The organism is Serratia sp. Je.1.23.a (assembly GCF_051129805.1).
In the GTDB taxonomy this organism is placed as follows: domain Bacteria; phylum Pseudomonadota; class Gammaproteobacteria; order Enterobacterales; family Enterobacteriaceae; genus Serratia; species Serratia liquefaciens.
In genome coordinates this window covers 731,698-754,798 of the sequence record NZ_JBCPSR010000001.1, presented here as the reverse complement: position 1 = coordinate 754,798, position 23,101 = coordinate 731,698, and the positions used below count along the sequence as shown (strand labels likewise).

General features: G+C 56.9%; 22 protein-coding genes. 7 read left to right on the top strand and 15 right to left on the bottom strand.

Going from position 1 to position 23,101, the window contains the following annotated elements; all coding sequences use genetic code 11:
• Positions 1 to 179: 179 nt before the first annotated feature.
• From galS to AAZT04_RS03705, 4 genes are all read right to left on the bottom strand, one after another.
• A complete protein-coding gene (gene galS / locus AAZT04_RS03720) occupies positions 180 to 1,217 on the bottom strand; it encodes an HTH-type transcriptional regulator GalS (RefSeq protein WP_048761671.1) in 1,038 nt (345 codons plus the stop codon).
• Between the two features lie 129 nt (positions 1,218 to 1,346).
• Entirely contained in the window at positions 1,347 to 2,528 is a 1,182-nt protein-coding gene (yeiB, locus tag AAZT04_RS03715) for a DUF418 domain-containing protein YeiB (protein WP_129983567.1), read from the bottom strand.
• 68 nt (positions 2,529 to 2,596) lie between these two features.
• On the bottom strand, positions 2,597 to 3,265 hold the full coding sequence (gene folE, locus AAZT04_RS03710) for a GTP cyclohydrolase I FolE (protein WP_041414357.1): 669 nt from the start codon (positions 3,263 to 3,265) through the stop codon (positions 2,597 to 2,599).
• Positions 3,266 to 3,512: 247 nt separating this feature from the next.
• Positions 3,513 to 4,670, bottom strand: a complete 1,158-nt coding sequence (locus AAZT04_RS03705) for a YbfB/YjiJ family MFS transporter (protein WP_434679000.1) — start codon at positions 4,668 to 4,670, stop codon at positions 3,513 to 3,515.
• A 107-nt stretch (positions 4,671 to 4,777) separates the two neighbouring features.
• Here AAZT04_RS03705 and ptrR point away from each other — a divergent pair, with 107 nt between their 5' ends.
• Genes ptrR through fghA form a run of 3 tightly spaced genes read left to right on the top strand, consistent with a single transcriptional unit; the run spans position 4,778 to position 7,708 of the window.
• Positions 4,778 to 5,695, top strand: coding sequence for a putrescine utilization regulator PtrR (ptrR, locus tag AAZT04_RS03700; RefSeq protein ID WP_046374078.1), 918 nt, complete (start codon positions 4,778 to 4,780; stop codon positions 5,693 to 5,695).
• 28 nt (positions 5,696 to 5,723) lie between these two features.
• A complete protein-coding gene (locus tag AAZT04_RS03695; protein WP_020825986.1) occupies positions 5,724 to 6,851 on the top strand; it encodes an S-(hydroxymethyl)glutathione dehydrogenase/class III alcohol dehydrogenase in 1,128 nt (375 codons plus the stop codon).
• 14 nt (positions 6,852 to 6,865) lie between these two features.
• Positions 6,866 to 7,708: an S-formylglutathione hydrolase gene (gene fghA / locus AAZT04_RS03690; protein WP_020825985.1), complete on the top strand. Its 843-nt coding sequence runs from the start codon at positions 6,866 to 6,868 to the stop codon at positions 7,706 to 7,708.
• A gap of 685 nt (positions 7,709 to 8,393) precedes the next feature.
• Here fghA and AAZT04_RS03685 read toward each other — a convergent pair.
• From AAZT04_RS03685 to AAZT04_RS03655, 7 genes are all read right to left on the bottom strand, one after another.
• Positions 8,394 to 8,618, bottom strand: a complete 225-nt coding sequence (locus tag AAZT04_RS03685; RefSeq protein ID WP_434678997.1) for a hypothetical protein — start codon at positions 8,616 to 8,618, stop codon at positions 8,394 to 8,396.
• 27 nt (positions 8,619 to 8,645) lie between these two features.
• The gene (gene gsiD / locus AAZT04_RS03680) at positions 8,646 to 9,554 is read right to left on the bottom strand and encodes a glutathione ABC transporter permease GsiD (protein ID WP_434678995.1); all 909 of its coding nucleotides are present in this window, start codon (positions 9,552 to 9,554) and stop codon (positions 8,646 to 8,648) included.
• A gap of 9 nt (positions 9,555 to 9,563) precedes the next feature.
• Positions 9,564 to 10,484, bottom strand: coding sequence for a glutathione ABC transporter permease GsiC (gsiC, locus tag AAZT04_RS03675; protein WP_046374081.1), 921 nt, complete (start codon positions 10,482 to 10,484; stop codon positions 9,564 to 9,566).
• Positions 10,485 to 10,534: 50 nt separating this feature from the next.
• Positions 10,535 to 12,073 carry a glutathione ABC transporter substrate-binding protein GsiB gene (gsiB, locus tag AAZT04_RS03670; RefSeq protein ID WP_020825980.1) on the bottom strand — a complete coding sequence of 513 codons (1,539 nt, stop codon included), beginning with the start codon at positions 12,071 to 12,073 and terminating at the stop codon, positions 10,535 to 10,537.
• A gap of 23 nt (positions 12,074 to 12,096) precedes the next feature.
• Positions 12,097 to 13,974 (bottom strand): dipeptide ABC transporter ATP-binding protein, encoded by a 1,878-nt coding sequence (locus AAZT04_RS03665; protein WP_371078422.1) that lies wholly within the window; start codon positions 13,972 to 13,974, stop codon positions 12,097 to 12,099.
• 19 nt (positions 13,975 to 13,993) lie between these two features.
• A complete protein-coding gene (locus AAZT04_RS03660) occupies positions 13,994 to 14,950 on the bottom strand; it encodes an isoaspartyl peptidase/L-asparaginase family protein (RefSeq protein ID WP_020825978.1) in 957 nt (318 codons plus the stop codon).
• Between the two features lie 408 nt (positions 14,951 to 15,358).
• Entirely contained in the window at positions 15,359 to 15,895 is a 537-nt protein-coding gene (locus AAZT04_RS03655; RefSeq protein ID WP_020825977.1) for a DUF924 family protein, read from the bottom strand.
• 92 nt (positions 15,896 to 15,987) lie between these two features.
• Here AAZT04_RS03655 and moeA point away from each other — a divergent pair, with 92 nt between their 5' ends.
• The gene (gene moeA / locus AAZT04_RS03650) at positions 15,988 to 17,226 is read left to right on the top strand and encodes a molybdopterin molybdotransferase MoeA (RefSeq protein WP_261439824.1); all 1,239 of its coding nucleotides are present in this window, start codon (positions 15,988 to 15,990) and stop codon (positions 17,224 to 17,226) included.
• A 2-nt stretch (positions 17,227 to 17,228) separates the two neighbouring features.
• Complete coding sequence (moeB, locus tag AAZT04_RS03645; RefSeq protein WP_334647389.1) at positions 17,229 to 17,984, top strand: molybdopterin-synthase adenylyltransferase MoeB; 756 nt, start codon at positions 17,229 to 17,231, stop codon at positions 17,982 to 17,984.
• 99 nt (positions 17,985 to 18,083) lie between these two features.
• Here moeB and AAZT04_RS03640 read toward each other — a convergent pair whose 3' ends face one another.
• The 3 genes from AAZT04_RS03640 to cynR form a co-directional block, all read right to left on the bottom strand.
• Positions 18,084 to 19,676, bottom strand: a complete 1,593-nt coding sequence (locus AAZT04_RS03640; RefSeq protein ID WP_071827008.1) for an ABC-F family ATPase — start codon at positions 19,674 to 19,676, stop codon at positions 18,084 to 18,086.
• A gap of 159 nt (positions 19,677 to 19,835) precedes the next feature.
• Positions 19,836 to 20,252 carry an MchS3 family protein gene (gene mchS3 / locus AAZT04_RS03635; RefSeq protein WP_020825974.1) on the bottom strand — a complete coding sequence of 139 codons (417 nt, stop codon included), beginning with the start codon at positions 20,250 to 20,252 and terminating at the stop codon, positions 19,836 to 19,838.
• A gap of 103 nt (positions 20,253 to 20,355) precedes the next feature.
• Positions 20,356 to 21,237: a transcriptional regulator CynR gene (cynR, locus tag AAZT04_RS03630; RefSeq protein WP_197820389.1), complete on the bottom strand. Its 882-nt coding sequence runs from the start codon at positions 21,235 to 21,237 to the stop codon at positions 20,356 to 20,358.
• A 114-nt stretch (positions 21,238 to 21,351) separates the two neighbouring features.
• Between cynR and AAZT04_RS03625 the strand changes: the two genes are divergently transcribed.
• Positions 21,352 to 22,005 (top strand): carbonic anhydrase, encoded by a 654-nt coding sequence (locus tag AAZT04_RS03625; protein ID WP_046374088.1) that lies wholly within the window; start codon positions 21,352 to 21,354, stop codon positions 22,003 to 22,005.
• 17 nt (positions 22,006 to 22,022) lie between these two features.
• The gene (gene cynS, locus AAZT04_RS03620) at positions 22,023 to 22,493 is read left to right on the top strand and encodes a cyanase (protein ID WP_434678989.1); all 471 of its coding nucleotides are present in this window, start codon (positions 22,023 to 22,025) and stop codon (positions 22,491 to 22,493) included.
• 71 nt (positions 22,494 to 22,564) lie between these two features.
• On the opposite strand, the gene AAZT04_RS03615 is transcribed toward cynS, so the two are convergent.
• A complete protein-coding gene (locus tag AAZT04_RS03615; protein WP_434678987.1) occupies positions 22,565 to 23,059 on the bottom strand; it encodes an AAA family ATPase in 495 nt (164 codons plus the stop codon).
• Positions 23,060 to 23,101 lie beyond the last annotated feature (42 nt).

The window sequence follows — 23,101 nt, the reverse complement described above, 5'->3', positions numbered from 1 at the left end:
CTGGCAGTTTCCCTGTCATCCGTGAATCATGTTATTCCTGAAAAATGTGGCGCCAGCGTGAGTTAAAACAGCAGCGGCAAGTGCCTTTACGCTGGAAAACGCCTAGAGCATAGACGGCGTGATGTTAATAATCTGTGAATTTTCTCACAGATTGAAAACGGTTACACAAGATTAAATGTTCAGAGAGTGACCGCCGCCTCACTTTGCCAAGGAGCCACAGAATGGCGTCGGACCAGGGTCGGCATAAACAAATGGCGGGCCTGCGGCTCCAGCTTGCCTGCCGCGCCCAGCAAGGCCAGTTCGGTGGCCAGCGTCGCCATGGTGACAATCGGGTAACGCACCGTGGTGAGCTTGGGGCTGGTGTAGCGAGCGATAGGGATGTCGTCGAACCCAACCAGCGAAAAGTTTTGCGGTACTGTGATACCGTTTTCTTTCAGCACCGCCATCGCCCCAGCGGCCATGGCGTCGTTGTAGGCGAATACCGCACTAAGATGCAGGTTGCGGCCAAGCAGTTCGATCATCGCCTCTTCCCCTCCCTGCAAATCTGGCGAACCATAGGCACGCCAGCTGTCGGGCGTTGCCAGCCCGGCCGCCGCCATCGCCTGCGTGTAGCCTTGTTGGCGCAGCGGCCCGTCTTCGATTGGATGGTTCGAGCCCAGATAACCAATACGCTGGTGGCCCTGCGACAGCAGCAAACGCATCGCCATCTCTGCACCACTGACGTTATCGAGCCCGACGCAGCGATGTTCATAGCCGGGTATGATTCTGTTGATCAGCACCATACCCGGCACCTGATCGAGAAAGGCGATCAGCTCGGCATCACACAGAGTTTTAGCATGAACAATCAAGGCGTTGCAGCGTTGGCGAATCAGCACCTCGATGGCGTGGCGCTCTTTATCCGCCTGGTGATAGCTGTTACCGATCAACAGGTATTTGTGGTGCTGTTGCGCCACGGTGTCTACCGCTTTCACCAGTGCGCCGAAGAAGGGATCGGAGACGTCCATCACCACCACCCCAAGGGTATCGCTGCTCTGGGTGGCCAGGGCTTGCGCATTGGCATTGGGTCGATAGCCCAGTTCAGCCACCGCCTTCAATACCTGCTCGCGCGTCTCTTTGCTGGTCAGGGCGCTGTGATTCAGCACGCGGGAGACGGTCGCCACAGACACGCCCGCACGCTTCGCCACGTCGCGAATGGTGGTTGGGTGAACAGAGGTCATGAAGGATCCTGAGGTCGGGGTAGTTGACAGTGGCGCTATCCTACCCCGTTTGTCATCCTCCTCTGCGTGAATTACGTCACAGGAAAGAAAACGTTTACATACATTTTTTTAACCTACCTGAGCCAGATCTCAATTCACCGCCTTGGGCTCTACCTTGCCGGTAGCCAGGGCGGTGAGTTTGCGCCACAGCCACTCCACCGGCCCCTGCTCGAAATAGCGCAGCCACAGGTTTGAAAACAACAGGTTAGCCAGCCAGACCAACGGAACGAAAGCCAAAAGTTGCAGGCGGTCAAACTGTTGATACAGGCCAAAGCGATAAAACAGCGTGGTGCAGATCAGCGTTTGCAGCAGGTAATTGCTCAGCGCCATGCGCCCGACCTGCGTCAACCAGTGTCCAATGCGCAAACGCGACAGCGTCGGCCAAAAACCGTAGCACAGCGCCAGATAGCCCATCGCCTGCAGGGGCGCCCCCAGCTCACGTGGCACCTGCAATAAAAAACCGCTCCAACGGTAGTCCCAGTGAAGATGCCATTGCAGCACCACGGCCGGCAGTTGGATCAGCAATGAAAGCGGTATCAGCCATGCTGCTTGCCGGCGGTAGTAACCCGGTGAATAAGTGCCGCGTAGCCAGCCACTGCGCATTAAACCGGCGCCGAACAGCATCAGTCCCGCCAACTCCCAACCGTATTGCGCGCCAATCGCCAGCAGGCTGGAGGAGAGAAGATCGGTGCGGCTGCGCCAGGCTTCCATCCCGCCCTGCAGCTTCCAAAACTTCTCATATTGCAGCTCTGCCACGCCGGGTTGCCAGAAACTGCCAGGTTCACCGTGCGAAATGAAGCCCAACAACAACAGCACCCCGACGCCAATCAGGTACAGCACCACGCCGGTTTTCAACAGTTGATAGGTTTCTTTCGCATCGCGGATCATCCGCCAGCACACCAACCCGATCAGCCCATAGGCCAGCAGGATATCGCCATCCCAAAGGAAAATGGCATGTCCCAGGCCAAACAGCACCAGCCACGACAGCCGTGCACGTATCCAGCCTTTGCCGCGGCGCAGCAGCATCTGCAACCCCGCGCCAAACAACAGGGCGAACATCGCCAGGAATTTAGCCTGCGCGAAAATGTCCAACAGCGCCCAGGTCCAGGTATCGCGCGTTGTAGGCAGGCCCAGATAGGCCGGATTGAGATAGGCCGCCTTCGGCAGGCCAAAGGCGCTGATATTCAGCAGCAAAATGCCAAGGATGGCGATACCGCGCACGCAGTCCATCGTGGCGATGCGCGGCAAAGGAGCCGTTGGGCTAGTGTTCATTATTTTATCGCCGTATTCCGCTCATTAAAAAGGCGCCCGCAGGCGCCTGTTACCATTCTAGCGACCCATCACGACTGGTGATGGCGCACCGCGCGCAGGAATTCCTGACGGGTGTTCTGGCTGGACTTGAACAGCCCGCCCAGAGAGGTCGTGGTGGTGGCGCTGGTCGCGTCACGGATACCGCGCGCCTTAACACAATAATGGACCGCATCAATTGATACCGCCACATTATTGGTGCCCAGCAAGGTTTGCAATGCCACCAGGATCTGCTGAGTTAAGCGCTCCTGCACCTGTGGGCGCTGGGAGAAGAACTGCACAATACGGTTGATTTTCGACAGCCCAATCACCGCATCCTTGGGAATGTAGGCAACGGTCGCCTTGCCATCGATGGTGACGAAATGGTGTTCGCAGGTGCTGGTCAGGGTGATATCACGCACCGTCACCATTTCATCCACCTTCATCTTGTTTTCAATGACGGTGATTTTTGGGAAGTTGGCGTAGTCCAGGCCGGAGAAAATCTCATCGACATACATTTTGGCGATGCGGTGCGGGGTTTCCGCCAGGCTGTCGTCGGACAGATCGAGATTAAGCAGCTGCATGATTTCGGTCATGTGCTCTTTAATACGACGTTTACGCGTTTCGCGATCCAGCACTTCGCCGCGCAACGGAGTTTCCAGACCGCGCTCTTCGAGCGCCGCGTGAACCAATGCAGCTTCTTTACTTAATGATGATGTCATTTCTTCTCTCCAACGGACTTGAACTCACCCATCCGGCTGTTTTACCGAGCAGAGGGATGAATTGCATACTCTCCTGACGACAGACGTTTCCGCAGTTAATAACGTGAACCCAGTCAAGATTTTGCCCCCACTCTAGATGAGAGCGAGGGGATTATCCAGTGATTGTGTTTCATCCGCAGGTGAAATATTCGCATTTAGCACAATCAGGCCGGCTGCGGCTATTCCACGTTTTTTGTACGGAATTTAATCACTGCGCCATCGGTTTTCGCGACAGCTCGCGCGCCGACGTATTGACCACCAGCAGACCGGCCACAATCAGCGCCGCCACGGCCACGTACAATGCCGGTTCCAGCCGGTGGGTCAATGCGGTAGACAACGCCGACAGCGTCGGACCAACCAGTTGGCCAATCGCATAACCGGTGGTCAGCAGTCCCGCCATATAACGGGCATGGTTGGGGGCCAGCTCACGGCCATGCTGGATCGACAGCTGCACCACGCTGAGGAAGCCGCCACCGGTCAGCAACGCGCCCAGTGCCAAGCCGGCAACTCCCGGTACGATTTCCGCGCTTAACACCCCCAATGCCTGTACCCACAGGGTAATAGCCAGCCGGGTTTGAGTAGTCAGCCGGTGACGGGTCAGAATACCGATGACAATCCCCAGCACCGCCGCCCCACCAAAGATCGGCCAGACAAATTGCGCGAACAGGCTGCCGGGAAAGCGCGCCGCGGCCATTTGCGACAAAAAAGTGGCCGGCAGAATATAACCAAAGCCTGCGAGACTGTAGCTCCACACCAGACGTTTCAGCGCCGGGGTCAACAACAATGGCTCAGGCGCCACGTCAGGACGATGCAATTCGCCGGGCTTCGGGAGATTAATGCTGATCGCGCCAATCAATACCAGCGCCAGTACGCCGTAGACCAGCCAGGCCTGTGACGCGGTCAACGCCAGGCTGTGGATCCCCACCGCCAGCATGCCGCTGATAAAAATCCCGGCGCCCGGGCCGGCAAACACCGCCGCGCTGAGCGCCGGTCGGCCATAGTGTGCCAACCGTTCGTTGGTCCAGGCCGCTACCAGTACCATCGACCAACCGCTGGCCCACCCGATGAAGAAACGCACCGCTCCGTGCCACCACTCCCCCTGCACCCAGGCGGAAAGCAGCGTCAAGATTACCGCCCCCCACACGCCCAACCACAGCCGACGTTCCACGTGTCGGCTGGCACGCATGGCATCGTAAGCGCCGCACAGATAGCCCAGATAGTTGATGGCCGCCACCAACCCGGCGCCGGTCAGAGTAAACTGATGCTCAGCAATCATCAGCGGCACCTGCGGGGTAAAGGCGAAACGGCCGATCCCCATGGCAACGATCAACGCGATAAAACCGCTCAGGGCAATTCTTAAGGCCATGTAGAGTTATCCATACTGTTAAAAGAAAGTTGCCAGTATCATGCAGCAGTATTACACTCACAAAAACTGAATAATACTCATCAAGTTCATCACGAAAAGAGAAGATAATGGATCTGACCCAGCTCCGCATGTTTTGCAGCGTCGCCGAAACCGGCTCCGTCGCCCGTGCCGCAGAGCAATTGCACCGCGTCCCCTCGAACCTGACCACACGCCTGCGTCAGCTCGAACAGGAACTGGGCACCGATCTGTTTATCCGTGAAAAACAGCGACTGCGCCTTTCGCCGATGGGCCATAACTTTCTCTGTTATGCCAACCGTATCCTGGCGCTGAGCGAAGAAGCCATGAGCATCACCCATGCCGGTGAGCCGGCGGGTAACTTCGCCATCGGCTCGATGGAAAGCACCGCCGCCACCCGGTTGCCCACCCTGTTGGCGGCGTATCATCAGCGTTTTTCGCAGGTGTCGCTGTCGCTGACCACCGGCACCTCCGGCGAGATCACCGAGCGAGTCCGCGCAGGTACGCTGGCGGCCGCGCTGGTCGACGGGCCGGTACAGTATGACGAACTCAATGGCTGTATTGCCTTCCCCGAACATATGGTGGTGATCTCCTGTCTCGACCACCTGCCGATCCATAACGCCAAAGATGCCAAGGGCGAAACCCTGTTTGCCTTTCGCGCAAGCTGTTCTTACCGTCTGCGGTTGGAGTCCTGGTTCAAGCGCGAAGGTGCACTGCCAGGCCAGATTATGGAAATCCAGTCCTACCACGCCATGCTGGCCTGCGTCGCCAGCGGCGCCGGGCTGGCGATGATCCCGCATTCGGTACTAAGCCTGCTGCCCGGCCATGAACGGGTGAAAGTACACACCCTGCCGGACGACATTGCCCAAACTGCCACCTGGCTACTGTGGCGACGCGACGCCTTTGGCCCGAACGTACGCGCCCTGAAAGAACTGATTATTGAACAGGCAGAAACCGTTGCGGTTGAAAATACTGCCCATGACTTACCCGATGCTATCGACATAGCCTGATTTAAAAAATAGACCACTGGAGACTATGATGGAAATGATCAAAACCCGTGCCGCCGTTGCCTGGGGACCGAACCAGCCGCTGAAGATCGAAGAAGTCGATCTGATGCCACCGCAAAAAGGCGAAGTGCTGGTGCGGATCGTCGCCACCGGTGTCTGCCACACCGACGCCTACACCCTGTCCGGTGCCGATCCCGAAGGCGTGTTCCCGGCAATCCTCGGCCATGAAGGCGGCGGCGTGGTGGAAGCCATCGGCGAAGGCGTGACCAGCGTGGCGGTAGGCGATCACGTGATCCCGCTGTACACCCCGGAATGCGGCGAGTGCAAATTCTGTAAATCCGGCAAAACCAACCTGTGCCAGGCGATCCGCGCCACCCAAGGCAAGGGCCTGATGCCGGACGGCACTACCCGCTTCTTTAAGGACGGCAAGCCTATTTTCCACTACATGGGCACTTCAACCTTCTCCGAATACACCGTGGTACCGGAAATCTCACTGGCCAAAATCAGTAAAGAAGCACCGCTGGAAGAAGTCTGCCTGCTCGGCTGCGGCGTCACCACCGGCATGGGTGCGGTTATTAACACCGCCAAAGTGCAAAAAGGCGATACCGTTGCCATCTTCGGCCTTGGCGGCATCGGTCTGTCAGCCATTATCGGCGCACAGATGGCCGGTGCAGGTCGCATCATCGGCATCGACATCAACACCAGCAAGTTCGATCTGGCGCGCAAGCTGGGCGCTACCGATCTGATCAACCCGAAAGACTACGATAAGCCGATTCAGGACGTGATCGTTGAACTGACCGACGGCGGCGTAGATTTCTCCTTCGAGTGTATCGGCAACGTCAACGTAATGCGTTCAGCGCTGGAATGCTGCCATAAAGGCTGGGGCGAATCCGTAATCATCGGCGTCGCCGGTGCAGGGCAGGAAATCTCTACCCGTCCGTTCCAACTGGTGACCGGCCGCGTCTGGCGCGGCTCTGCCTTTGGTGGGGTGAAAGGCCGTTCGCAACTGCCGGGTATCGTCGAGCGTTATATGAACGGCGAATTCGCGCTGAATGACTTTATTACCCACACCATGGGCCTGGAGCAGATTAACGAGGCGTTCGATTTGATGCACGAAGGCAAATCCATTCGTTCCGTTATTCACTTCGACAAAAAATAAGCCAGGAGGCAGAGATGACCTTGTCATTAGAACTTCTCGAAGAGCACCGCATGTTTGGCGGCTGGCAACAGCGTTACCGCCATGCGGCGCAGAGCCTGAATTGCAACATGACTTTCAGCATCTATCTGCCGCCACCGCGCGATGATAACCCGCCGCCGGTGCTGTACTGGCTGTCGGGGCTGACCTGCAATGACGAAAACTTCACGCTGAAGGCCGGTGCGCAGCGTATCGCCGCCGAGCTGGGACTGGTATTGGTGATGGCCGACACCAGCCCGCGCGGCGACGATGTGCCGAATGATGAAGGCTACGATTTGGGCCAGGGCGCAGGCTTCTATCTGAATGCCACCCAAGCGCCGTGGGACAAGCACTTTCGCATGTACGACTACATCAGCGATGAACTGCCGGCGTTGATAAACCAGCATTTCAGCGTCAGCGAGCGCCAGTCGATTTTCGGCCATTCGATGGGCGGCCACGGCGCACTGATGATGGCGTTCCGCAATCCGCAGCGCTTCCGGTCGGTATCGGCGTTTGCGCCGATCGTCAATCCCTGTCAGGTGCCCTGGGGACGTAAAGCCTTTGCCGCCTATTTGGGCGACGACGAAAGCCAGTGGCTGCAGTATGACAGTTGCCACCTGCTGGCCAACGGCGCGGAAAAAATGCCGGTATTGGTGGATCAGGGTGACGACGATCAGTTCCTGGCAGATCAACTGCAGCCGGCAAAACTGGCCGAGCTGGCACGCCAGCGCGACTGGCCGCTGATCCTGCGCATTCAGCCGGGCTACGATCACAGCTACTTTACCATCGCCAGCTTTATCGAAGACCATCTGCGCTTCCACGCCGAACATCTGTTCCGCTGATCATAAAACCGTAACAGTGCTTGCGATAATCGCTATCGCAAGCACTTATTACGGCGACTGCTTATTCCCGGCCATTAAACCAATAATAAAAATTCTCAAGAGAAGTCAGTACCGCCTTCACGCCAAAAAAGGCGAAAACCGCCACGGCAATATCCACATAGCTATTATGAGGTTTCATAAGGGCCAGTGAAGAGTATTGAATTAAATCAAATGATACCCATATCCATAAACGACATATATAACGTCTTTCATTTGATATTCCATTGATGCGGTGAATATTACCAACGGCACTGACCATTCACACTATTAGGGCTATTATTTCCACCCAAAGCACCCTATCGGCCCCGGTCCGCATAACCAGAGTCAGCATTTCCACCCGAAATAAATCAAGATCCTGTGATGTTAACTCACGAACAGCCCTATTATTCACCCCATAAATTAAGGTTATTAAACCCTCACAAACTAACACACCGGACAATCAAAATAACAATATAACTACAAAAATGAAACACGAATTTCATTTAGTAAAAACGTGACGAGAGCAATAGGTTAATCATGTATTCTTCGGTTATTAACCGACAACACTAAAAGACTCAATTTAATAGAACACTAAAAACTTAGCGTATTAACCTTGAGATAAATTCATCTTATCCGGTACGTTAGCCTTCTCTCACGCTAAAGATCATCAAACATTCTCGATGCCGTTATACCAACGGTAGAAGGCTTGCATCAGGTTACAGGCCTTCCAGATACCAAAAAATGCCAGCAAACCAACAACCACATCCACATAGCTAATATTGGGGTAGGCTACCAGAAGCGACGAATTGCGCACCAGATAGGATCCTCCCCAATAGGTGATGATGGTAATCAGCATGCTTGTTTTAATTCCCTTTTTACTGATATGGCTCATAGCCAGCTCCTTTGGACTAAAAAACGGTTATCCCTTCAACTTCGGATCCAACGCATCGCGCAAGCCATCCCCCAACAGGTTAAACGCCAGCACGGTGATAAATATCGCCAGGCTGGGGAAAATCGCCACGTGCGGCGCAATCACCATATCCGCCCGCGCTTCATTGAGCATCGCGCCCCACTCCGGCGTTGGCGGCTGGGCACCCAGCCCGAGGAACGACAGGCTGGCGGCGGTGATGATTGAAGTGCCGATGCGCAGGGTAAAATACACCACAATCGACGAAATTGTCCCCGGCAGAATATGCCGCATGATGATGGTCCAGTCTGACGCGCCAATGCTGCGTGCCGACTCGATGTAGGTCAGATGCTTCAACACCAGGGTGTTGCCCCGTACCAATCGGGTGAATGCCGGAATGCTGAAAATGGCCACGGCGATAATCACGTTGGCCATGCCGCTGCCTATAATCGCCACCACGCCGATCGCCAGCAGAATGCCGGGAAAGGCGAACAGCACATCACAGATACGCATGGTAATGCGATCCCACCAGCCTTCGTAATAGCCCGCCAGCAGCCCCAGCAGCGTACCGATCAGCCCCCCCACCAGCACCGAGAACACCCCGGCGGCCAGCGAAATACGGGTCCCCATCAGAATGCGGCTGAAAATGTCCCGACCCAGCGAATCCACCCCCAGCCAATGCATCAGGGAAGGGCCTTCGTTCAGGCGGTCGTAATCAAAGTAATTTTCCGCGTCAAAGGGAACCAGATAGGGTGCCAGCAGCGCAGCAAACACCAACAGCAGCACCAATAGCGCTGCGACCAGCGCCACGCGTTGCTGACGGAACCGCCGCCAGAATTCATGCCACGGCGTTCGTACCGCGTTAGGGTCAATTGTCGGCATCGCCTTCAGTGCGGCGTCACGTCGCCAATGCTTAATCATGCAGCGCCCTCATTTGTATCGTATTGCCGGGTTAATTGCCGCATACAGCAGGTCCACCAACAGGTTAATCAGAATAAACTCCAGCGAGAACAGCAAGACTTCGGCCTGGATCACCGGGTAATCACGCATCTCCACCGAATCGACCAGCAGCCTGCCCAACCCCGGCCAGTTGAAGACCTTCTCCACGACGATCGAGCCGCCGAGCAGGAAGCCAAACTGCAATCCCATCATGGTGACGACCGGGATCATCGCGTTGCGCAGCCCGTGTTTCACTACCACCATGGTTTCCCGTACGCCTTTGGCGCGCGCGGTACGCATGTAGTCTTCCTGTAGCACCTCAACAAACGAAGCGCGGGTAAAACGCGCCATCACCGCCGCTACCGCAGCCCCAAGGGTGATGGAAGGCAAAATATAGTGCCGCCAACTGTCGGCGCCCACCGTCGGCAACCAACCGAGATTGACGGAAAACACCTGCATCAGCAGCATACCCAGCGCAAAGGCGGGGAACGAAATCCCGGAGACCGCCAGGGTCATGCCGAGACGATCGGGCCAGCGGTTGCGCCACACGGCAGACACCATGCCGATGCCCATACCGAAAATCACCGCCCACAGCATGCTGCTCAGCGTCAGCCACAGGGTCGGTAAAAAGCGCGAGCCGATCTCTTCGCTCACCGGGCGCTTGGAAACCATCGAGGTACCGAAATCCCCCCGCAGCGCATTGACAAAAAAGTGCACGAACTGTTGCGGCAGCGGCTTGTCCAGCCCCAGATCCTTACGCACCAGCTGTACTACCGCTTCGTCGGCTTCCGGTCCTGCCGCCAGCCGCGCCGGATCGCCAGGCAGCATATGGACGAACAAAAACACCAACACCGCGACAATCAGCAGCGTCGGGATCAGGCCCAGCAGTCGTTTAAGAAAATAATTAAGCATCTTGGGTGCGTCCCTTCACCCCGCCCTCCAGGAGAGCGGGGATCGGTGCCTTATTTAAGATCGGCATTATCAAAGTTGAACGAGGTATCCGGCATCACGTAAAAGCCGCTCAGCTGTTTATTGTTAGCCGACAGCAAGCGCTCGGTGGCCAGGAAAATCCATGGCGCATCTGCCCAGATACGATCCTGCGCGTCCTTGTACAGTTTCTGCTTTTCGGCACGGTCGGTGGTCGCCAGCGCGCCGGTCAGATCCTGATCCACCTGCGGATTACTGTAGAACGCCGTGTTGAACTGCTTCGGCGGCGCAGCCTGGGTTGAGAACAGCGGTGACAAGGCCCAGTCCGCTTCACCGGTTGATGCTGACCAGCCGGTATAGAACATACGCACGCCGGTGTCTTTCACCCCAACGCTTTCCACCTGGGCCGCACGCTGACCGGCATCCATCGCCGTCACCGTCACTTTCACGCCAACCTGCGCCAACTGCTGCTGGGCAAACTGCAGCACTTTCTGCGCGGTGCTGTGGTTATGAGACGACCACAGGGTGGTGGTGAAACCGTTAGGATAACCGGCCTCTTTAAGCAGTTCGCGCGCCTTGGCAGGATCATAAGGCCAAGGCTGGTAACGGGTGGCAAAATCGATCGCCGGCGGCACCGGGCCTTCCGCCGGAACGGCGTAGCCGGAGAACGCGACCTTGATCAGCGCGTCTTTGTTGATGGCGTAGTTCAACGCCTGACGCACTTTCAGGTTATCGAATGGCTTTTGAGTCACGTTCAGGCTGATATAACGCTGCAGGATCGACGGCGCGGCCACCAAATCGAGCTTGGCATTGCCTTCCAATACCTTGGCCTGCTCATAGGGGATCGGGAAGGCAAAGGTCGCTTCACCGGTCTGCAGCATGGCAGCGCGGGTATTGTTATCCACGACCGGCCGCCAGGTGATGCTGTCGAGCTTCGGCAGCCCCTGTTTCCAGTAACCGTCAAACTTTTTCACCTTGACGAAATCGGTCTGGTTCCAGGTCACGAACTGATAAGGGCCGGTCCCCACCGGGTGGAAACCAATCTCTTTGCCGTACTGCTTCAACGCGGCCGGCGAAATGATCACCGCCGCCGGGTGCGCCAGGTTGTTGATAAAGGCCGAGAATGGCGCTTTCAGCACGATCTTCACCGTATTGGCGTCCACCACTTCGGTTTTGTCGATCATTTTGAACAGGTTGTAGCGCTTGAGGTGATTGTCCGGGTTGCTGGCGCGATCCAGGTTCACCTTCACCGCTTCGGCGTTAAACTCGGTGCCGTCATGGAATTTCACCCCCGGATGCAGCTTGAGGGTGTAAGTCAGGCCGTCTTTGCTCACCTCGTAGCTGTCCGCCAGCACGTTCACCAGTTTCATGTCTTTATCGAAACCGAACAGGCCCTGATAGAAGGATTTGGCCACCGCCTGCGACAGCGTATCGTTGGCGTCATACGGATCAAGCGTGGTGAAATTGGACGCGACGGCGATCACCGCATCTTTCGCAGCCCAGGCTGGGCCGGCGACCGCGGCCGCCAGCAGCACGGCGCCCGCTAATGCCTTACGTTTGAATGAGTGCTTCATGGTGCTTGTCTCTCCTGAGGTCACTAAAAGGCACCGGCGATCGGATGGCGGGCGACAAAATGCCCCGGTCCAACCTGCACTAGCGGTGCGGTAACGGGTTCATCGCCCAGCGCGCGGATCGGGCTGGGGATTTCATCGACCAGCAGCGGCTGGCGTTTATAAGCATGGTTAGGATCGGCCACCGGCACCGCCGCCATCAGCTTGCGGGTGTAAGCGTGCTGCGGGTTCTCAAACACCGCCCGACGCGGGCCAATCTCGACAATCTGCCCGAGATACATCACCGCTACGCGGTGGCTGATGCGCTCTACTACCGCCATATCGTGCGAGATAAACAAAAAGGCGATGCCGAACTCACGCTGCAGATCGAGCAGCAGATTGACGATCTGCGCCTGAATCGACACGTCGAGCGCCGACACCGATTCGTCAGCGATCACTACCTTGGGATTAAGCGCCAACGCGCGCGCAATGCAGATTCGCTGCCGCTGGCCGCCGGAAAACTCATGCGGATAACGACGCGCATGCTCTGGTTTAAGCCCGACGCGTTCCAGCAGCCAGGCCACCCGCTCTTGTGCCGCCTTGCCACGCGCCACGTTATGTACCAGCAGCGGTTCCATGATCGAGAACCCGACGGTCAGACGCGGATCGAGCGAGGCGTAAGGATCCTGGAAGATAAACTGGATGTCCCGCCGCAGGTGCTGCAACGCCGGGCCTTTCAACTGATTGATCTGACGACCGTCAAAGGTAATGGTGCCGCGCTGGCTGTCCACCAGCTTCAACAACGAGCGGCCAGTCGTGGATTTGCCGCAGCCGGACTCTCCCACCAGCCCCAGCGTTTCGCCGGGGTAGAGATCAAAACTGACGTTTTCCACCGCATGCACTCGCCGGGTGACGCGATTTAAAATACCGCTGCGTAGGTCAAAGCGCGTAACCAGATTTTCTACCCGCAGGATCGGCGTCGCCCCCGGCGGTACGGTATTCTGTGGCCCGCCATTGTCTGCGCCGTTCGGCAACGGGAATTTCGCCGGGAAGTCCAACTCCGCCATTGATCCCAGCCTGGGCACCGCCGCCAGCAGCGCTTGGGTGTAGGGCTGTTGCGGCGCGGCAAACAGTTCGCGCACCGGCCCCTGCTCCACCTGTTCCCCCTGACGCATGACCAGTACCCGATCGGCTATCTCCGCCACTACGCCCATATCGTGGGTAATAAAAATCACCCCCATCTGCATTTCCTGCTGCAGTACGCGGATAAGCTGCAGGATTTGCGCCTGAATGGTGACGTCCAGCGCTGTGGTAGGTTCATCGGCAATCAATAAGGCCGGCTTGCAGGACAGCGCCATGGCGATCATCACCCGCTGGCGCATACCGCCGGAGAGCTGATGTGGGTAACGGTTAAGTACGTCTTTGGCTTCGGGAATGCGCACTAAATCGAGCATCTGCAAGGCGGCTTGTCTGGCGGCGCGGTGATCCATCGCCTGATGCAGGCGCAGAGATTCGGCGATCTGTTCCCCTACCGGGAATACCGGGTTCAGCGAGGTCATCGGTTCCTGAAAGATCATCGCCATATCGGCACCGCGCACCGTGCGTAATGTACCCTGACGTGCGTGGGCCAGATCGAGCACCTCGCCGTTACGCCGACGAAAGGGCATCGTCCCGCTGACGATATTGCCACCGCCCTGTTCGACCAGGCGCATCAATGCCAGAGAGGTGACAGATTTACCCGAACCGGATTCACCGACGATCGCCAGCGTCTCGCCGCGATCGAGATCGAATGACAGGTTGCGCACCGCTTCTACGGTATCGCCCTGTTGTTGAAATTGGACGCTCAGATCGCGCACCGACAGCACGCGCTGCGGCGGCAATAATAGCCCGGCGTCGGCCGCAAGCGGCATTAAGGCATCGGTCATGCACCCTCCTGGCGATCGGTTAGCGGTAAATCCCTACGGACGGCGCATCGCCGACATAACCGAAACCACGGTACATGCCTTCACTGTTGAAAGGCAGCGCCACGTTGCCGTGACTGTCGATGGCAATCATGCCGCCGCTGCCACCCATCGCCAGCAGTTTTTCCATCACCACCCGGTCAGTGGCCTGCTGCAGACTGAGCCCGGCGTACTCCATCAACGCGGAAACGTCATAGGCCGACACGCCGCGCATGAAGGTTTCCCCGGTACCGGTGCTGGAGACCGCCACCGTGGCATTGTTGGCGTAACAACCGGCACCGATGATCGGCGTATCCCCCACCCGGCCGGCCTGTTTGTTGGTCATGCCGCCCGTCGACGTTGCGGCCGCCAGGTTGCCTAGGGCATCCAGCGCCACCGCGCCAACGGTACCGAATTTACGATCGGGATCGATCGGCTCACCGCTTTGCGCAGCGCCATCGTGATCGAGCAACACACGCCCAAGCTCGGCCTGAGCACGGTGCAGTTGGTCAAAACGTGGTTGGGTAAAGAAGAAATCGGGTGCGACCATTTCAAGATCGTGGGCGGCGGCAAATTTCTCCGCACCCTCCCCAGCGAACAGCACGTGCTGGCTGTTTTCCAATACCGCGCGCGCAGCCAGCACCGGATTGCGTATCCGGCTGACGCAGGCCACGGCACCGGCATCGCAGGTGCTCCCATCCATCACACAGGCATCCAACTCGTGGGTGCCCTGATGGGTGAATACCGAGCCTTTACCGGCATTAAACAATGGGCACTCTTCCAGCAGCCTCACCGCCTCGGTGACCGCATCCAGGGCGCTGCCACCCTGGGCCAGGATCTGCTGGCCGGCGGCGACGATGTCGGACAACGCCTGAATATACTCCTGTTCCTTTTCAGCACTCAACGCCGCACGGGTAATTGCGCCCGCGCCGCCATGAATGGCAATCACTGGTTTGCTCATTTGCCTGTCACCCTGTGTTAATCCTGCCAATCCCGCCCCTCATTAAGGGGAAATAGATTCACCTCGGCGGCAGCCCACAACGCGGCGGCCGGCAAGGCGACGGGTATAATTATTATTCGGCCTTTTCCCGACTATATTTAGCCGCGCTATCGAAGTAAAGCATAAAGTCTTCGCCCAGCTTTTAGCGTAGCCCGCTTAGATTATTTCGCACATTGAAATAGCTTAATGGAATAAAAACAGAGGGTTATAAATTGGAAAAACCGTTCTGAATAACGATTGGGATTTTTGGTAGAAACCCGTGAGGGGCACACAGTAATTACCGGCAAAAATAATCGATATCTCTAAATATCCGGCCGTTGTGCGTTCAACCTGCTGTTTTTTAGCCGGCTGAACGCAGATGATCAATATTTAGAATCCTGACCCCGGCAACAGCAGAAAAGCTTCCTCCTCCGGGGTAGAGACTCGGCCTAATATCGCATTACGGTGTGGGTAACGGCCAAAGCGGTCAATAATGGCTTTGTGCCGCACTTCAAACTCCAACTGATTGGCATTGCCCAGCTCGGTATACAACGCCAAAGCCTGTTGATGAATCAACGCCGACTCTGAATGCATAAAGGGCAAATAGAGAAAGCCCCGTTGCTCTGGCGTAAGTCGTTCACATTGCCCACTACGGACCGCTTCCTGTGCCAGCACCAACGCCATGCAGTCGCTGGCAAATGAACGCGGCGTGCCGCGGAACAGGTTGCGACTGAACTGATCGAGCACGATCACCTCCGCCAACCGCCCCTCAATGGTGTCTCGCCAGTGCGCCAGCTCGCCGGCGGCGGCGGCCTGCCAGATCTGACCAAAGCGCGTATGCAACAGGCGATCGAAATCATCGTCCTTTTTGAACCACATTGCCGGTTCGATCTCGTCAAACCAAAAGTCTAATACCTGTCTGTGCATCACTGCCTCCCGTTGTTTACTTCAGCATAGCATCCTTCATAATACCCCCACTTTGCCGCCATTTGTCGCGCACCCTGATTACGGAGTTCCTTATGGATCATTGCCATACTTCCGATCTTATTTCCCTGGAGCAGGCGCTGGAGAAGATGCTCAGCCAGATCTCCCCCCTTCAGCAGATCGAATCCATTGCCCTGACCGCCGCCGCCGGCCGCATTACCGCCGCGCCGGTCATTTCGCCGATTGATGTACCGCCCTTCGCCAATTCGGCCATGGACGGCTATGCCGTGCGCCTCGCCGATCTGCAAGCCAACGCGCCGCTGCCGGTCGCGGGCAAAGCTTTTGCCGGTGCTCCGTTCGACGGCAACTGGCCAACCGGTACCTGCGTACGCATCATGACAGGCGCGCCTGTCCCAGCAGGGGCCGAGGCGGTGATCATGCAGGAGCAGGCCGAGATCAGCGATGCCGGCGTGCGCTTCACGGCCGAAGTGCAAGCCGGGCAAAATATTCGCCTGGCGGGGGAAGATATTCGCCAGGGTGCCGGGGTTTTACCTGCGGGTATCAGACTGGGCGCTGCGCAGCTGCCGCTGTTGGCCTCGCTCGGCGTCGCCGAGGTGCAGGTGGTACGTAAGCTGAAGGTAGCGGTGTTCTCCACCGGCGACGAGTTACAGCCGGTCGGGCAGCCGCTGCAGGCGGGCCAAATCTATGATACCAACCGCTTTGCCGTACGCCTGATGCTGGAACAGTTGGGATGCGAAACGCTGGATCTGGGCATTATCCGTGATGACCAAAACGCGCTGCGCGCCGCCTTCGAGCAGGCAGACCGCCAGGCCGATGTGGTGATCAGCAGCGGTGGCGTCTCGGTCGGTGAAGCCGACTACACCAAGCAGATGCTCGACGAGCTGGGCGAAGTCGGCTTCTGGAAGCTGGCGATCAAACCCGGTAAACCCTTTGCCTTCGGCAAGCTCAAGCAGGCCTGGTTCTGCGGCCTGCCGGGCAACCCGGTTTCCGCAGCGCTGACCTTCTACCAACTGGTGCAGCCGCTGTTGGCGAAGCTGGCGGGCCACAGCGACTGGCATTTGCCACCGCGTTTGCAGGCTCGCGCCCTGACCCCCCTGAAGAAAGCGCCGGGACGCCTTGATTTTCAGCGCGGCGTGTTTAGCAGCAACGCTCAGGGCGAGCTGGAAGTGAGCACCACCGGCCATCAAGGGTCACACGTGTTCAGTTCTTTCAGCCAGGGTAACTGCTTTATCGTGCTGGAGCGCGAACGCGGCTCCGTGGCAGTGGGCGAAAAAGTGGACATTGAGCCCTTCAACGCCTTGCTGAGGAGCTGAGCATGCTGCCGGAATTAACCGATGCCGAAGCGCTGCGCTATAACCGCCAGATTATCCTGCGTGGCTTTGACTTCGACGGCCAGGAAAAACTGAAGGCCGCCCGGGTACTGATTGTCGGCCTCGGCGGGTTAGGCTGTGCCGCCGCCCCCTATCTGGTCGCGGCGGGCGTCGGCCACCTGACGCTGGTTGATTTCGACACCGTTTCACTCTCTAACCTGCAGCGCCAAATCCTGCACCGCGATGCGCGCATCGGTATGGCGAAAGTTGAATCGGCCCGTCTCGAACTCAATGCCATCAACCCACATGCTCAGATTGAAACTGTTGATGCACAGCTGGACGACGACCAGATGGCGGCGCAGATTGCCGCCTGTGATTTGGTGCTGGACTGCACTGACAACGTGGCGACACGCAATCTGCTAAATCGACTCTGTCATGCTCAGCGCAAACCCCTGGTGTCCGGCGCGGCGATCCGCATGGAAGGGCAGCTCAGCGTCTTCACCTATCAGCCCGGAGAACCCTGCTACCGCTGCCTGAGTCGGTTATTCGGTGACAACGCCCTCACCTGCGTCGAGGCCGGTGTCATGGCACCGCTGGTCGGTACCATCGGCACGCTGCAAGCGATGGAGGCCATCAAACTGCTGACGCAGTACGGCCAACCGCTCACCGGAAAACTGCTGATGTTTGATGCCATGACGATGCAGTTCCGCGAGATGAAGCTGCCGAAGGATCCGCATTGCGACGTTTGCGGCGGGGAATAGCAGAGACAAAAAAGGCGGGAATGCTCCCGCCTGAGTTTGATGACAAATTCGTCACCGGTTATATCTTCGGGCGCAGCATGCCGCGCCCCTGCCGCTGGGTTACACGATACCCTGGCTACGCAGATAATCTTCGTAGTTGCCGGTAAAGTCGATCACTTTGGTCGGCGTCATTTCCAGTACGCGGGTCGCCAACGAGCTAACGAATTCACGGTCGTGGGAAACGAAGATCAAGGTGCCTTCGTACATTTCCAGCGCCATGTTCAGCGACTCGATGGATTCCATATCCAGGTGGTTGGTCGGTTCATCCATAACCAGGATATTAGGACGCTGCATCATCAGCTTGCCAAACAACATGCGGCCCTTCTCCCCCCCGGACAACACCTTCACTTTCTTCTTGATGTCGTCCTGGCTGAACAGCAAACGGCCCAGCACGCTGCGCACCGCCTGCTCGTCGTCTTTTTCCTGCTTCCACTGGCTCATCCAGTCGAACACCGTCAGGGTGTCATCGAATTCGTATTCGTGATCCTGAGCGTAGTAACCGATCTTGGCATTTTCAGACCATTTCACGGTACCGCTATCCGGCAACGTATCGCCCACCAGCGTTTTCAGCAGGGTAGATTTACCGATACCGTTCGGGCCCAACACCGCCACTTTCTCGCCCACTTCAACCATCAGGTTGAACTTGCTGAACAGAGGACCGTTGTCGAAACCTTTGGCCAGCGCTTCCACTTCCAGCGCGTTACGGAACAGTTTTTTGTCCTGTTCGAAACGGATGAACGGGTTCTGACGGCTTGAAGCCTTAATTTCTTCCAGCTGGATCTTGTCGATCTGGCGGGCACGTGAGGTTGCCTGCTTGGATTTGGAGGCGTTGGCACTGAAGCGGCTCACGAACGATTGCAGTTCGTTAATCTGCGCCTTCTTCTTGGCGTTATCCGCAACCAGACGTTCACGCGCCTGCGTAGCCGCCGTCATATATTCGTCGTAGTTACCCGGATACACGCGCAGCTCACCGTAGTCCAAATCCGCCATGTGAGTACAAACCATGTTCAGGAAGTGACGGTCGTGCGAAATGATAACCATGGTGCTGTTACGTTCGTTCAGCACCTGCTCCAGCCAGCGGATGGTGTCGATGTCCAGGTTGTTGGTCGGTTCGTCGAGCAACAGAATTTCCGGATCGGAGAACAGCGCCTGCGCCAGCAATACGCGCAGTTTGAAGCCCGGTGCGATTTCGCTCATCGGGCCATAATGCTGTTCAACCGGGATGCCGACGCCGAGCAGCAGTTCGCCGGCGCGCGCTTCAGCGGTATAACCGTCCATCTCGCCGTAGGCCACTTCCAGATCGGCCACTTTATAGCCGTCTTCTTCGCTCATTTCAGCCAGCGCATAAATGCGATCGCGCTCTTCCTTCACCGCCCACAGTTCGTTGTGGCCCATGATGACGGTGTCCAGCACGCTGTATTGCTCGAAAGCGAACTGATCCTGACGCAGTTTACCCAGGCGCTCGTTCGGGTCGAGGAACACGTTGCCGCCGCTCGGCACCAGATCGCCGCCCAGGATTTTCATAAATGTGGATTTGCCGCAGCCGTTGGCGCCGATCAAACCATAGCGGTTACCGCCGCCAAACTTAACGGAGATGTTTTCAAACAGCGGCTTACTGCCAAACTGCATAGTGATGTTGTTAGTGCTTAACACAGCGCTCGCTCTTCATATCATTGGGAATGTGATTTGGCGCGCATTATGCCATAACGGGCAACAGAGATCGCGGGAAGTTTCGGTGACAATTTGAGCAAAGGTGCGGCGGCAGGCCAAGTGGAAAGAACGTCTCGGCCTGAGGGAGGTGAATGCAGAGGTTTACCAACACCCCTGTTTTAGAATACTGAAATAAACATCGCTGAATTTTTCTTTCCTTAAAACATCCCCTTTCAAAACCGAAACCGGTTGATCCCACACTTGGGTGAAATTGGGTTCGCCGGTTTTGTTATTGAGCTTTTTTAAGCCACAGGCAGCATAAAGTTTCGCTTCTGGGGTTGCCTGCGGGTTATTGGCAATACGCAAAAAAACGGCCCCCGCGTCCTGGTAGGTTAGGATTTCTATTACTTCGGTTTCTCCGGCACTACCAATGCCAACAAACCCGTTCATTCCCAAAGAGAAATGAGTCACCTTGGATAAATTATTTTCTGTCGCTTCACGGTGTTGCTCAGCGGCGTAACCGTTGAGGGAAGAGAAAGAAACAAAAACCAAAGTAATAACGCTCAAGATCCTTTTCACAAAAACCTCCCTATTCAGCCAAGAATGAAAGTGACGATCGGACCAGCTCGGTGCGCCAGACTACCACGGTATTTAGCCGGTTTTATAGCGGGCCGAAATGTCCCTAGCTAAATTTCTGCCGGTGCAAGACCTCGATAAACGCCCGTGACGCCGCGCTACGGTAGGCGTCTTTACGCTGCAACAGCACCGCCCGGCGAGCGGGCATGACCTCGGTAAGCCGTACCGGGTGCAACTGCGGGTTTTCCTGCGCAACCGCTGCCGGTAGCAGGGTAGCCAGTTGGCCACGTCGCACAATTTCAATGATGGCACCAATTGCGTTGGCCTCCATTGCTACCCGGGGGCGGATCCCCTGTCGACGACAATAATCGTCGATAAATTGACGGGTAGCAAAGTCCTCGCTCAGTAATACCAGCGGTTGCTGTTCGAACACCTGTGCACTCAAAGGCTCACGCTGTTGAACCAGCGGGTGCTGAGCTCCAACCATCATATTCAGTGACTCGGTAAACAGCTCCTCGGCCACGATGTCCACCGATTGCGCCTGACTGAACGCGATCCCCACATCCAGCCGGTCTTCCGCCAGAAGCGCCTCGATCCTGTCCTGCGTCATTTCATGAATACTCACCGAAACGCCCGGATATTGCCGATAAAAAGCATCGATAACAGGCCCCACCAGATAGGCGGTAAAGGTTGGCGTCATCGCCAGCCGCAAATTACCGCGTTCCAGCGTCGCCACGTCGTGGATCGCCCGAGTGCCGGCTTCCAGATCCTGCAGCGCCAGCCGGGCATAGCGCATCCAGGCCATACCGGCGTCGGTCAGGCGCACCGTTCGGCCGGAACGATCAAACAGAGGCGTCCCCAGGTTTTCTTCCAACTGCTTGATTTGTTGCGAAAGCGTCGGTTGCGAAACGTGTAGCGCTTCGGCGGCGCGGGTGAAGTTGCCCTGTTCGGCAACGGCAAGAAAATAACGGATGTGTCGCAACAGCATAACGCCTCAACTATTAGTAATTCCTATGGTGACCATTATAAATGGGTCTTAGACCCTATAGCCAGAGCGGCGCATCATGCCCCCATCGCTTAACGGCATCCTGATGGAGACAGCATGAAAGAGGTTATTGAGGGTTTTTTGAAGTTCCAGCGCGAGGCGTTTGTCGAACGTTCCGAACTGTTCCGGCAGTTGGCCACGCGCCAGAATCCACGCACCCTGTTTATCTCATGTTCCGACAGCCGCCTGGTGCCGGAACTGATCACCCAGCGTGAGCCGGGTGACCTGTTCGTGATCCGCAATGCCGGCAATATCGTGCCTTCGTTCGGCCCGGAGCCGGGGGGCGTAACTGCTTCTGTGGAATATGCCGTCGCCGCACTCGGCGTGGAAGATATCGTGATCTGCGGACACTCCGACTGCGGCGCAATGACCGCCATCGCCACCTGTCAGTGCCTGGATCATATGCCAACCGTAGCGAATTGGCTGCGTTACGCCGATTCAGCCAAGGCGGTGAATCAGGCCCATCCGCATACCTCTGAAAGTGAACGCGTCAGTTCGATGGTGCGTGAGAACGTCATCGCACAACTGACCAATATTAAAACCCATCCTTCAGTGGCGCTGGCGCTTGAGCAGGGCCGGTTGAAGCTGCACGGTTGGGTCTATGACATTGCCAGCGGCTGTATTGAAGCGCTGGATGGCGAAACCCGCCGCTTTATTCCACTGGCCACCAATCCAAATGTCACGGCTACCCCTGCCGTATCCCGTTTTTAATCTCATAAGGAGATAACATGACACAGTCCCTGCATTATTCATCCCCACGCGAAACCTTGACCGACACCATTATGGCCGCCAAGATCCGTAACAACCTGACTTTCGAAGCGATCAACCAGGGTACCGGGCTGAGTCTGGCCTTCGTCACCGCCGCTCTGCTGGGTCAGCATCCGCTGCCAGAACAGGCGGCACGTGTGGTGGCCGCCAAACTCGATCTGGACGAAGACGCCATCCGTCTGCTGCAAACCATTCCGCTGCGCGGCAGCATCCCTGGCGGTGTGCCGACCGATCCAACCATTTATCGCTTTTATGAAATGGTGCAAATTTACGGCTCCACGTTGAAAGCGCTGGTGCATGAGCAGTTTGGCGACGGCATTATCAGTGCGATTAACTTCAAACTGGACATCAAGAAAGTGCCGGATCCGGACGGTGGCGAACGCGCGGTGATCACCCTGGACGGTAAATACCTGCCGACCAAGCCTTTCTGATCCTGACGATGCCGGCGATAGCGTCGCCGGCATCGGATGCTTTTCTCCGCAGTCTCTGCGCTTCACCCCATCTATTCACCGTATCTGATAAGGCTCAGGCGTTCTTCCCCGGTAGGGGCGACAAAATATTGCGTGAGCAGATCGAAGGTCTCTTCACTGAGCACAAAGGGATGTTCACCTTGCTCATTTCTGTGTTTTATTCTGCTCTTGCACTGCGCATTGCTGACGTCCAGAAAATGCAGGCAGTGCGCTACACCGGCCTCCTCCGCCAGTTGTCTGGCCCATAAGCGCCGATCCGGCGTATTCATCGGAAAATCCAGCACCACCGACAGACCATGCCGCAGCAGTTGCACCAAATGCTCGCTCAACACCTGCCGCAGGTTGGCGGAATAACGAACGTAGTCCTGTAGGGTTTTCATCTGCTGGTCATATAACGTTGCCAACCAGCTATCTTCAACGATCAGCAGCGTATGGGGCTGCTGCGCCAGTCGATTTGCCAGGGTTGATTTGCCGGAGCCGGCTTTGCCGCACATCAAATGTAAAACGGCGTGGGAGGAATTATTCATGGCGTTCTCCTGAAGGTGAGTACCGGCAGGAGGAAAAGATGA

Coding starts and splice junctions, on each gene's coding strand:
- galS (WP_048761671.1), bottom strand. CDS start 1,217: ATGACCTCTGTTCACCCAACCACCATTCGCGACGTGGCGAAGCGTGCG.
- yeiB (WP_129983567.1), bottom strand. CDS start 2,528: ATGAACACTAGCCCAACGGCTCCTTTGCCGCGCATCGCCACGATGGAC.
- folE (WP_041414357.1), bottom strand. CDS start 3,265: ATGACATCATCATTAAGTAAAGAAGCTGCATTGGTTCACGCGGCGCTC.
- AAZT04_RS03705 (WP_434679000.1), bottom strand. CDS start 4,670: ATGGCCTTAAGAATTGCCCTGAGCGGTTTTATCGCGTTGATCGTTGCC.
- ptrR (WP_046374078.1), top strand. CDS start 4,778: ATGGATCTGACCCAGCTCCGCATGTTTTGCAGCGTCGCCGAAACCGGC.
- AAZT04_RS03695 (WP_020825986.1), top strand. CDS start 5,724: ATGGAAATGATCAAAACCCGTGCCGCCGTTGCCTGGGGACCGAACCAG.
- fghA (WP_020825985.1), top strand. CDS start 6,866: ATGACCTTGTCATTAGAACTTCTCGAAGAGCACCGCATGTTTGGCGGC.
- AAZT04_RS03685 (WP_434678997.1), bottom strand. CDS start 8,618: ATGAGCCATATCAGTAAAAAGGGAATTAAAACAAGCATGCTGATTACC.
- gsiD (WP_434678995.1), bottom strand. CDS start 9,554: ATGATTAAGCATTGGCGACGTGACGCCGCACTGAAGGCGATGCCGACA.
- gsiC (WP_046374081.1), bottom strand. CDS start 10,484: ATGCTTAATTATTTTCTTAAACGACTGCTGGGCCTGATCCCGACGCTG.
- gsiB (WP_020825980.1), bottom strand. CDS start 12,073: ATGAAGCACTCATTCAAACGTAAGGCATTAGCGGGCGCCGTGCTGCTG.
- AAZT04_RS03665 (WP_371078422.1), bottom strand. CDS start 13,974: ATGACCGATGCCTTAATGCCGCTTGCGGCCGACGCCGGGCTATTATTG.
- AAZT04_RS03660 (WP_020825978.1), bottom strand. CDS start 14,950: ATGAGCAAACCAGTGATTGCCATTCATGGCGGCGCGGGCGCAATTACC.
- AAZT04_RS03655 (WP_020825977.1), bottom strand. CDS start 15,895: ATGCACAGACAGGTATTAGACTTTTGGTTTGACGAGATCGAACCGGCA.
- moeA (WP_261439824.1), top strand. CDS start 15,988: ATGGATCATTGCCATACTTCCGATCTTATTTCCCTGGAGCAGGCGCTG.
- moeB (WP_334647389.1), top strand. CDS start 17,229: ATGCTGCCGGAATTAACCGATGCCGAAGCGCTGCGCTATAACCGCCAG.
- cynR (WP_197820389.1), bottom strand. CDS start 21,237: ATGCTGTTGCGACACATCCGTTATTTTCTTGCCGTTGCCGAACAGGGC.
- AAZT04_RS03625 (WP_046374088.1), top strand. CDS start 21,352: ATGAAAGAGGTTATTGAGGGTTTTTTGAAGTTCCAGCGCGAGGCGTTT.
- cynS (WP_434678989.1), top strand. CDS start 22,023: ATGACACAGTCCCTGCATTATTCATCCCCACGCGAAACCTTGACCGAC.
- AAZT04_RS03615 (WP_434678987.1), bottom strand. CDS start 23,059: ATGAATAATTCCTCCCACGCCGTTTTACATTTGATGTGCGGCAAAGCC.